Annotated in this window: 2 protein-coding genes and 1 tRNA gene; 2 read left to right on the top strand and 1 reads right to left on the bottom strand. The window is 65.6% G+C overall.

Annotated elements, in window-relative coordinates:
* Positions 1–1,237: UPF0182 family protein (locus ACFWPJ_RS30655; protein ID WP_378856677.1), on the top strand; the 1,237-nt coding region annotated here is incomplete at its 5' end.
* A gap of 67 nt (positions 1,238–1,304) precedes the next feature.
* On the opposite strand, the gene ACFWPJ_RS30660 is transcribed toward ACFWPJ_RS30655, so the two are convergent.
* Complete coding sequence (locus ACFWPJ_RS30660) at positions 1,305–1,853, bottom strand: transglycosylase family protein (RefSeq protein WP_378856679.1); 549 nt, start codon at positions 1,851–1,853, stop codon at positions 1,305–1,307.
* A 375-nt stretch (positions 1,854–2,228) separates the two neighbouring features.
* Here ACFWPJ_RS30660 and ACFWPJ_RS30665 point away from each other — a divergent pair.
* A tRNA-Met gene (locus tag ACFWPJ_RS30665) sits at positions 2,229–2,302 on the top strand.
* The last annotated feature ends 43 nt before the right edge of the window (positions 2,303–2,345 follow it).

Here is a 2,345-nt window from a genome sequence, read left to right on the forward strand (position 1 = left end):
GGGGCTGCCCACCGACGGCAACGCCTCCCCGGCGGTCGTCGACACGCGCATCGTCTGGATCGTCGACGCCTACACCACCCTCGACAAGTACCCCTACGCGCAGTCGACCTCGCTCGACGGCGCGGTCGAGGACAGCATCGACAAGAAGACCGGCCGGGTGATCCCGCGCAAGGAGGTCAGCTACATCCGTAACTCGGTGAAGGCGACCGTCGACGCCTACGACGGCACCGTCACCCTGTACGAGACCGACTCCACCGACCCGGTGCTCAAGGCCTGGCGCGGGGTGTTCCCGGACGCGGTGAAGCCGGAGAGCGAGATCTCCCCGGAACTGCGCTCGCACTTCCGCTACCCCGAGGACCTGTTCAAGGTGCAGCGCGACATGCTGACCAAGTACCACGTGGACAACCCGCGTGAGTTCTTCACCAACAACGCGTTCTGGTCGGTGCCCAATGATCCGACGATCGAGGGCGGCACGTTCAACCAGCCGCCGTACTACGTGCTGCTGGGCGATCCGAAGACCAACAAGCCGGTCTTCAGCCTGACCTCGGCGATGGTCGGCTACAACCGTGAGTTCCTGTCGGCCTACATCTCCGTGCGTTCGGACCCGGACAACTACGGCAAGTTCACCGTTTTGCAGTTGCCGACCGACTCCCAGACCCAGGGCCCGCAGCAGACACAGAACTCGATGACCACCGCCGACGCGGTGTCACGGGAGAAGACGCTGCTGTCGAACTCGAACAAGATCCGCTACGGCAATCTGCTGACGCTGCCGGTGGCCGAAGGCGGCATCCTCTATGTCGAGCCGTTCTACAACGAACGCAACACCGGTTCGTCGACGTTCCCGCAACTGCTGCGCGTGCTGGTGAGCTACCGCGACGCGGCGGGCAGTGTGAAGGTCGGCTACGCGGCGACGCTGGCCGAGGCGCTGAACCAGGTCCTGCCTGGCGCGGGCTCGCTGGCGACGCCGTCCGGCGGTGACCCGGCGCTGAAGCCGAAGCCGGGTGCGACGCCACCGGTCGAGCAGGGCACCACGCCGCCGCAGGGCGGCACGACCCCGCCGCCCGGGACCACGACCCCGCCGGGGTCCACCGGCCAGGACGCCGCGGCCGCCGAGCTCAGCCGCAAGATCGAGGCGGTGCGCACGGCGATGCGGACGGGTAACTTCACCGATTTCGGTAAGGCGCTCGAGGAACTGGACGCCGCGGTGAAGGCCTACCAGGACTCGGGCGGCAGGTAGTCGTCCGGAACAGCAAGAAAGGCCCCGCCGGATGGCGGGGCCTTTCTCGTGCAGGGGGAACGGTGGATCAGCCGCCGATCGAGGCGAGCAGCGGGGCGTTGGCGTTGAGCAGGTCCTGGTACTGACCTGCGACACCGTACTGGTCGGCCAGGGCCTTGCCTGCGGCCTTGGCCTGGTCGACGGCAACCTGGATGTCGGTCTTGGCCTCGGCGGGCAGCTCGACCGGCAGGTCGACGGCGGGCTCCTCGACCACGACGGGCTCGGGCTCCGAGGTGCCGGCCTGCAGGTACCGGCCGCAGTGCGGCCACGCGCCGACGCCCTGGCTGGCGAGCACGTTCTCCGCGACGCGGATCTGCTCTTCCTTGCTGGCGTTGTGCGCCGAACCCTGGCCGCCGTTGGCAGCCCAGGTGCTCTGCGAGAACTGCAGGCCACCGTAGTAGCCGTTGCCGGTGTTGATACCCCAGTTACCACCGCTCTCGCACTGGGCGACGCCGTCCCAGTTGTGGGACGCGGCGGAGGCGGTGCCGGTTGCGAGGCTGAACGGAACGGCAACCAGGGCGCCGGTGATGGCGGCGACGCCAAGGGCACGGGTGCGGAATTTCCGGGTCTCAGTCATGGCGGAGACGCTAACCAATAAATCCATGACGATCACATCTTGATAACGGGACAATTGTGTGAATGAAACAGGTGTCTTTTCAGTGTTTACGCTGCATAACGCTGGGGAATGTCTAGATTCCGGTCAGTCTGTTATTGCACCGTTATGTGCGTGAGATCACGTCGAAATAGTGACCCTGGTCACGGAATGCACTGCCTCGCGCCAAGGATGTGTCGAAGGCTGTCGACGAAACGTCATTCCATGACGCCCGTCACATCCGCGACTTCCTCGCCGCCTCGGCAGGCTGCCGAAGACTGCGGTTCGCACCCCGGAAACCTCTACTGACCTGCCGATTTGGCATCCACGCTAACCCGTGTGTAATGTTGTATTCACCGACGCGGGGTGGAGCAGCTCGGTAGCTCGCTGGGCTCATAACCCAGAGGTCGCAGGTTCAAATCCTGTCCCCGCTACTAAGAAGTGGGGGGCGCGCCCCAGAGGTCTCGGGGCATAGGT

Origin of the sequence: Nocardia sp. NPDC058497, from assembly GCF_042720195.1 — a bacterium.
Taxonomy (GTDB): Bacteria; Actinomycetota; Actinomycetes; order Mycobacteriales; family Mycobacteriaceae; genus Nocardia.

Excerpts from the sequence above, each read along its gene's own strand:
- ACFWPJ_RS30660 (WP_378856679.1), bottom strand. The coding sequence starts at position 1,853 with ATGACTGAGACCCGGAAATTCCGCACCCGTGCCCTTGGCGTCGCCGCC.